8 protein-coding genes and 1 pseudogene are annotated in these 6906 nt (G+C 70.6%); 5 read left to right on the top strand and 4 right to left on the bottom strand.

What is annotated here, in order from left to right; genetic code table 11:
* Both AB0J09_RS51355 and AB0J09_RS51350 read right to left on the bottom strand, forming a co-directional pair.
* Positions 1-476 (bottom strand): ATP-binding cassette domain-containing protein (locus AB0J09_RS51355; protein WP_360708897.1); only part of this gene is annotated, 476 nt, incomplete at its 3' end.
* The gene (locus AB0J09_RS51350) at positions 473-1387 is read right to left on the bottom strand and encodes a phosphate/phosphite/phosphonate ABC transporter substrate-binding protein (protein WP_360708894.1); all 915 of its coding nucleotides are present in this window, start codon (positions 1385-1387) and stop codon (positions 473-475) included. The genes AB0J09_RS51350 and AB0J09_RS51355, both read right to left, overlap by 4 nt.
* A gap of 227 nt (positions 1388-1614) precedes the next feature.
* Between AB0J09_RS51350 and AB0J09_RS51345 the strand changes: the two genes are divergently transcribed.
* Positions 1615-2145 (top strand): HD domain-containing protein, encoded by a 531-nt coding sequence (locus tag AB0J09_RS51345; RefSeq protein ID WP_360708891.1) that lies wholly within the window; start codon positions 1615-1617, stop codon positions 2143-2145.
* 156 nt (positions 2146-2301) lie between these two features.
* On the opposite strand, the gene AB0J09_RS51340 is transcribed toward AB0J09_RS51345, so the two are convergent.
* Complete coding sequence (locus AB0J09_RS51340; protein ID WP_360708888.1) at positions 2302-2877, bottom strand: TetR/AcrR family transcriptional regulator; 576 nt, start codon at positions 2875-2877, stop codon at positions 2302-2304.
* Complete coding sequence (locus AB0J09_RS51335) at positions 2878-4383, bottom strand: DHA2 family efflux MFS transporter permease subunit (protein WP_360708885.1); 1506 nt, start codon at positions 4381-4383, stop codon at positions 2878-2880. It lies immediately after the preceding gene.
* A 53-nt stretch (positions 4384-4436) separates the two neighbouring features.
* Here AB0J09_RS51335 and AB0J09_RS51330 point away from each other — a divergent pair, with 53 nt between their 5' ends.
* The 4 genes and pseudogenes from AB0J09_RS51330 to AB0J09_RS51315 form a co-directional block, all read left to right on the top strand.
* Positions 4437-5144, top strand: a complete 708-nt coding sequence (locus AB0J09_RS51330) for a DUF1838 family protein (RefSeq protein WP_360708882.1) — start codon at positions 4437-4439, stop codon at positions 5142-5144.
* A complete protein-coding gene (locus AB0J09_RS51325) occupies positions 5141-5545 on the top strand; it encodes an HIT family protein (RefSeq protein ID WP_360708879.1) in 405 nt (134 codons plus the stop codon). Before AB0J09_RS51330 ends, AB0J09_RS51325 begins: the two co-directional genes overlap by 4 nt.
* A gap of 15 nt (positions 5546-5560) precedes the next feature.
* On the top strand, positions 5561-6739 hold the full coding sequence (locus tag AB0J09_RS51320) for a histidine kinase (RefSeq protein ID WP_360708876.1): 1179 nt from the start codon (positions 5561-5563) through the stop codon (positions 6737-6739).
* 33 nt (positions 6740-6772) lie between these two features.
* Positions 6773-6906: pseudogene (locus AB0J09_RS51315) on the top strand (DNA-binding response regulator); the annotation flags it as partial.

Below are 6906 nucleotides of genomic sequence, written 5' to 3'. Positions count from 1 at the left end.
GCCACGCGCTGCTGCTGGCCGCCCGACAGGCTCCCCGCCCGCTGGTAGGCCCGATCCGCCAGCCCCACGCGGTCCAGGTGCTCGAAGGCCTCGGCGCGTACGGCCCTCGGCCAGGTGACGATGCCGTACCGGGGGCCGCGCACGCGGCCGAGGGCGCCGCTGAGGACGTTCTCCATCACGGTCAGCCGCCCGACCAGGTTGAACTGCTGGAATACCACGCCGATGCGGCCGCGCAGCGCCCGCAGCGACGGGCTCTTGGCGGACACCACGTCCACCCCGAGCACCCTGACCTCGCCCGAGTCCGGCCTGGTCAGCCCGTTCAGGTGGCGCAGCAGCGTGGACTTGCCCGACCCGGAGGGGCCCAGCAGGGCGACGATCTCACCCCGGCGCACGGTCAGGTCGATGCCGGCGCAGGCGAGCACATCGTCGAACGATTTGACCAGGCCACGCGTCTCGACGACCGGCTCGTCCGTCATGCTTTCGAGCACTTCTCGTTATGGGTGGCTGCGCACACCTGGCGTACGGGGTCGAAGGTGGCGTCGGTCACGGACTGGAAGCCCCAGATGGACGAGTCGGCCGTCACCCGGCACGAGTCGGCGTCCTTGCAGATGCCGAGCTGCACCATCCGGTCCTTGGTGGCGTCCTTGGTGAAGGTCTGGGTCAGCTTGGCCTTCACGTCGGCGGGCAGCGCGTCGCGCATGGCGACGGGCGACATGGGGATCGGCGCCGACTTCCACACCACCTTGACCTGGCCGGCCTGGAGCTTGCCCTTGTCGATGAGGATGTGGTCGACCATGGCGTTCTCGGCGAACCCGGCGTCACACTTGCCGGAGGCGACCGACAGGACGGAGTTGTCGTGGCCGCCCGCCATGACGGGGTCGACGCCCGTCTTCGGGTCGATGCCCGAGCTCATCAGGCCCTGGCTGGGGAAGAGATAGCCCGAGGTCGAGCCGGGATCGACGAAGCAGACCTTGGCGCCCTTGAAGCCGTTGATGTCGGTGATCTTGCTGGTGGCCGGGACGATGCCGTAGCTCTGGTACGTGGGCTTGCCACCCTTCTCGACCATGGAGGCGATGGGGGTGATCTTGGCGCCGTTGCTCCTGGCGAGCACGTACGACAGCGGCCCGAACTCGGCGAGGTCGATCTTGCCCGACACCATGCCCTCGATGACCGCGTTGTAGTCGGTCGATCGGACGAACTCCACCTTCTTGCCGGTGTTCTTCTCGATCAGCGCGATGATGTCCTTGTACTCGGCCGTGGGGTCGATGTTCTGCTCGGCCGGCACGGCCGCGAAGCGCAGCACGTCGCCACCCGTGCTGCCGCTGGCGGAGGAGCAGCCGGCCGCGAGCACGCCGAGCACGGCCAGGGCGGTCAGGGAACGTTTCACAGTGAGGTCTCCGAGCGTGTGGTGGTAACCGGTCCGGCTCGTCACGCTGCTCGCCGCTGATGAGGCCCAGGTCAGACTCGCCTGACGATGCATGAACCGAGGGGTTAACTCGGAGCGAACCCACCCGCCCGCCACCGCACCGGCGGTGCACGTACACCGCCCGGCCATCCGCGGGCCACCCGGGGCGGCCCATCATGACGCTTAATCCACACGAAGGAGGACATGTAATGCTTTCTCGGGATGAACTCAACGACCTTTTCGAGGGCCTCGCCGGCCTCCCGTATGGCGGCGAGGCCGTCGACCAGCGCACCCACGCCCTCCAGGCCGCCGCGCTCGCCGTGGCCGCCGGAGCGGACGACGAGCTCGTGCTGGCGGCCGCCTTCCACGACGTGGGCCGCGCCCGCCCGGTCGCCGAGCGGCACCGCGGGATGCCGCACGAGCAGGCGGGCGCCGCGTACGCCCGCGACCACCTGACCGCCCGCTCGGCCTGGGCGATCGAGCAGCACGTGGCCGCCAAGCGGTACCTGGTCGCGGTGGACCCGGCCTACCACGGCACGCTGAGCCCGGCGTCGGTGCGCTCGCTGCGCGCCCAGGGCGGGCCGATGTCGCAGGAGGAGGTGGCGGCGTTCACGTCACACCAGTGGTCGGCCGACGCGATCTCGCTCCGTCTGTGGGACGACCTCGCCAAGGACCCAAAGGGACCGGTGCTGCCCATGGACGACCTGATCGCCACGTACGAACGGATCATGGGCGGTTAGGAGGAGCGGGGGCGCCAGTCGCCGCGGTCCTTCGCCCATGAGATCGGCATCGCTCCCGGGATAGTCGTCGGACCGACTACAACGAGAGCATCCGCGCCGTTGGCCCCACCGGCCGGCCCTTCGGGTAGATCAGGTACGTGGGCGGCTACCTCGGGATCAAGCGAGTACGGCGCGGCACAGAACCGTCAGGGTGGTCTCCGTGACGAGCGTGGGGTCCGCGCCCGCGGCGAGCTGGCGTTGCCCCTCGCCCAGGATGCTCCACCCCAGGTGAGCCACCAGTTCCGGATGCGGGCACCCGGCGTCGGACAGGATGACGCGGAGAGGGGCGATCAACGTCTCGTGGAGCTGGTCGAGCCGGTCCTGGCACTCCTGGGGCAGCTCGACGGATGACAGCGCGCGCAGCAGCGCGTAGTCGGGGTGCGTGACGAACGACAGCGTCACCGCCCCGAACGCCCGCACCCGCTCCCGCAGCCCGTCGGCCTGGGAAGAGGCGTCCTCCAGCCGGGTGGCCCAGCGCGGGATCGCGTCCTCGACGAGCTGGGCCAGGATGCCGGCGGTCGAGGAGAAGTAGCGGTAGACGCTGGAGCGGGCCAGCCCCACGCGGGCCCCGACGGCCGCAGGCGTGAGCCCCGCCGGCCCTTCGGCGACCAGGATCTCCATGGCGGCAGTCAGCAGGGCCGCGTGCTGGCTGGCCCGGTGGTCGGCCACCGTGGCCGCGCTGATCCTGGGCACTCACTCCTCCTCGCGTCGCCTCCCCCCAGTATCGGGCAGCAGCAGCGTCGCCCCGACGCCGCCGAACAGCACGATCCCCGCGACGACCGTGACCCGGCGGGTGGCCTCGGCGGAGGCGGCCACCGCCGCTGCGTGCTGTGCCGGGTCCCTGATCGCCGCGACGGCCGCCCCGCCGCTGTCGCGTACGGCGCGACGCAGATCGTGCGAAACGGGCAGGTGGCGGGCCATGGCCTGATCCAGCCCGGTCACCAGGACAGCGCCGAGCACCGCGATGCCGATGGCCGCGCCGAACTGGCGGATCGTGCTCTGGAGCCCGGAGGCCGCCCCCGACTGCCGGGCGGGTACGTCGGCCAGCATGACGTTCGGGAGCTGGGCCGAGGCGAACCCGACGCCGACCCCGTACACGACGAGCCAGGGCACCAGCGTCCACGGGCCGAGCGAGGGTGAGACGGCCAGGCCGATCGCGATAGCGGCGACCGCCTCCAGCCCGAGCCCCAGCCGGACGATGACCCGCGGCGCCAGCGGCAGCTTCGGCACGACGCCGCCCGCCAGGAACGTGCCGCCCGCCAGCGAGGCCACGATCAGCCCGGTCCGGAACGCGGTGAACCCCATGGCCGACTGCAGGAACAGGGGCAGCACCAGGATCATGCCGAACTCGCCGAGCGTGATGATCATCGCGGCCACCCCGCCGTACCGGAAGGAGGGGATGGCGAGCAGGGACAGGTCCAGGATCACCGGGCGGCCGGCCCGCGCTCTGGCCCGCTCGACCAGCACGAACGCGGTGAGCGCGAGCACGGCCACCAGGAAGGCCGCCAGGATCGGGCCGGACCAGCCGTACCGCTGGCCCTCGATCAGCCCGAACACCAGCGACGACGTGCCGATCACCGACAGCAGCACGCCAGGGACGTCCGAGCCGCCCACGTGCGGGTCCTTCGACTCGGGCACCCGCACCGTGCCGAGCAGGACCAGCAGGCCGATCGGCAGGTTCACCCAGAACGCCCAGCGCCACCCGTGGTCGGTCACCAGCCAGCCGCCGAGCAGCGGGCCCAGCGCGGCCATTCCACCGATGATCGACCCCCAGACGGCGAACGCGACGGTCCTGCGTGCGCCCGTGTAGAGGGAGTTGATGATCGCGAGCGTCATCGGCACCACCATGGAGGCGCCGATCCCCTGGACCACCCGCGCGCCGATCAGCATCGCGCCGCTGCCCGCCGCGGCCGCCAGCAGGCTGGCGGCCAGGAACACCACCAGCCCGATCGCGAACATCCCGCGCCTCCCGCGCACGTCACCGGTGCGTCCGAGCGGGATGAGCAGGGCGGCGAACGCCAGCGAGTAGATCGAGTTCACCCATTCGACGTCCGTGGCCGACAACCCGAGGTCGCCCATGATCGCGGGGACGGCCACGTTCACGATCGTCGCGTCGATGATGATCATCGACATGCCGACGCCCAGCACGAACAGAGGGAGCCAGCTCTGCTGCCGGGTCCCGTTACTTAGCAACGCCATGTCGCTAAAGATAGCAACACCGTGTCGCGAAGCAACCGGTTACTGTGGGGATCATGGATTTCATCCGGGTGCGCGCGTCCTCCGACGGCGCGGAGACGATCTCCTATTGGACCGGCGACGTGTACGGCTGGCAGGACGACGGCGGGCCGCACCATCTGTTCGGGTTCGAGGGGCTCAACGTGGCCAGGGCGGTCGAGGCCGACGGCGGCTGGCAGCTGCTGACCAGGGAGGCCGCCCTCTACCTCGACCCGAGGACCAGGGAGGTGCTCGACTCCTGGGACAACCCGTTCACGGAGCGGGCGGTCGAGGTGCAGCACGTCTTCAACGACCCGGTCAACCAGCGGCTCGGCGCCTACCCGGTGCCCACGACCCGCCTGGGCGACCAGGTGGTCTACAACGTGGACATCCGGCTGGCCTACCCCTCGCCCCTGAAGGTCGCCGACTATCCCGAGAACTCGGCGAGCGACACCTACCGGGCGCTGGAGCTGTTCCAGTTCTTCGCCTCCGCCAAGGACCTGGACTCCGGCGTGCCGGACGTGCCGTGCGTGTTCTCGTGGTGCCGGGTGTCGCCGTGGCTGCCGTGGATGGCGATGGGGCAGCGCGGGGGCGGGCTGGTCTACCACTGCAGGGGCGCCAAGGTGGCCGAGGTGCCGGAACGGCTGCGCGAGCGGGTGGGCGAGCGGTTCCTGCACGCCCCCTCCGAATGGTCGGCACCCAACGTGACGAGTTGGACGGCCTTCGCGGATAGGGTCAGGAAGTGAGCACTGACCTGTTCTGCGAGATCATCGCAGGTGAGCGACCGGCGACCATGGTCCACTCCGACGAGGTGGCGGTCTCGTTCCTGGACGCCCGGCCGGTCTTCAAGGGGCATGTGCTGGTGGTGCCCAGGGTCCATGTGGAGACGCTCGCCGACCTGACCGACGTGGGGCCGTTCTTCGAACGGGTGCAGGCCATGGCCAGGGCGGTGGAGGAGGGGCTGCAGGTCGCCGGCACGTTCGTGGCCATGAACAACCGCGTCAGCCAGAGCGTGCCCCACCTGCACGTGCACATCGTGCCGCGCAACCAGAAGGACGGGCTGCGCGGCTTCTTCTGGCCCCGGACGAAGTACGAGTCCGCCGAGGAGGCCGAGTCGTACGCCGAACTGATAGCCAAGGCCCTCTGAGCTAGGCTCGCCCGCGTGGAGTACGTAGTGGGCGTCGCCGTGGTCGCGGTGCTCGTCGGCGTGCCCGCGATCGTGCTCTGGCGGGTCATGCGGGGCCGCCGCGAGCTGGGCACGAGCCCGGCGGAGCGGGCCACCTTCGAGACCCTGCACACCGCCTCGCTGGCCGGGCCGCCGCTGCGGGCCGGGCTGACCGCCGACGGCGCCGAGCGCGCCTCGCGGCACCTGCGCGCGCTGCTCGGCTGCGCCGCGCTCGCCATCACTGACGGCGAGCGCCTGCTCGTGTACGACGGCGCCGGCGACCACCATGCCGACCAGGCGTTCGAGCACGCGGTGGCCACCTTGAAGGACGGCCGCACCCAGGTGCTGACCATCGACTGCGAGCTGCTCGAATGCCCGATCCGCCACGCCGTGGTCGTGCCGCTCACCACCGACGACCGGGTGGTCGGCGCCCTGGCCGCCTACGGGCAGACCGCCTCGGCGGGGCTGGTCAGGGCCGCGCAGGAGGTGGCCGGATGGGTGGACTCCCAGCTGGAACTCGCCGAGCTGGACCGCTCGCGCACGCTGCTCATGGAGGCCGAGGTGCGGGCGCTGCGCGCGCAGATCTCGCCGCACTTCATCTACAACTCGCTCACCACGATCGCCTCCTTCGTCCGCACCGACCCGGAGCGGGCCAGGGAGCTGCTGCTGGAGTTCGCCGACTTCACCCGCTACTCCTTCCGCAGGCACGGCGAGTTCACCACGCTGGCCGAGGAGCTGCGCTCGATCGACCGCTACCTGATCCTGGAGCGGGCCAGGTTCGGTGACCAGCTCCAGGTGACGCTGCGCATCGCGCCCGAGGTGCTGCCGGTCGCGGTGCCGTTCCTGTGCCTGCAGCCGCTGGTCGAGAACGCCGTCAGGCACGGCCTGGAGAGCCGCAACGGCGTCGGCCGCATCACGATCATCGCCGAGGACGCCGGGGCCGAGTGCCGCATCAGCGTCGAGGACGACGGGCTCGGCATGGACCCCGACAGGCTGCGCCGCATCCTCGCAGGTGACATCCCCTCCTCCGGCGGTGTCGGGCTGGCGAACGTGGACGAGCGGCTGCGCCAGGTGTACGGCGACGAGTACGGCCTCGTCGTCGAGACCGCAACGGGAGCGGGCACCAAGGTCAACGTCAGGTTGCCGAAATATCACCCAGGCGTCTCTGCCCGTTGACCTCGATCTTTGTTGTCGGTTTTATCACTGTCTATGACGCAACTACGGGTCCTCGCGGTCGACGACGAACTGCCTGCCCTCGAAGACCTGTCGTACCTGCTGCGTGCCGATCCCCGCATCGGCGAGGTGGCCACCGCCAGGGACGGCGCGGCGGCGTTGCGGCTGCT

Source organism: Nonomuraea sp. NPDC049784 (genome assembly GCF_040659615.1).
Lineage (GTDB): Bacteria > Actinomycetota > Actinomycetes > Streptosporangiales > Streptosporangiaceae > Nonomuraea.
This window is presented reverse-complemented; position numbering and strand designations above follow the sequence as displayed.

Bases quoted from the DNA above. Each gene is read 5' to 3' on its own strand.
- AB0J09_RS51330 (WP_360708882.1), top strand. From the start codon at position 4,437: ATGGATTTCATCCGGGTGCGCGCGTCCTCCGACGGCGCGGAGACGATC.
- AB0J09_RS51335 (WP_360708885.1), bottom strand. From the start codon at position 4,383: ATGGCGTTGCTAAGTAACGGGACCCGGCAGCAGAGCTGGCTCCCTCTG.
- AB0J09_RS51345 (WP_360708891.1), top strand. From the start codon at position 1,615: ATGCTTTCTCGGGATGAACTCAACGACCTTTTCGAGGGCCTCGCCGGC.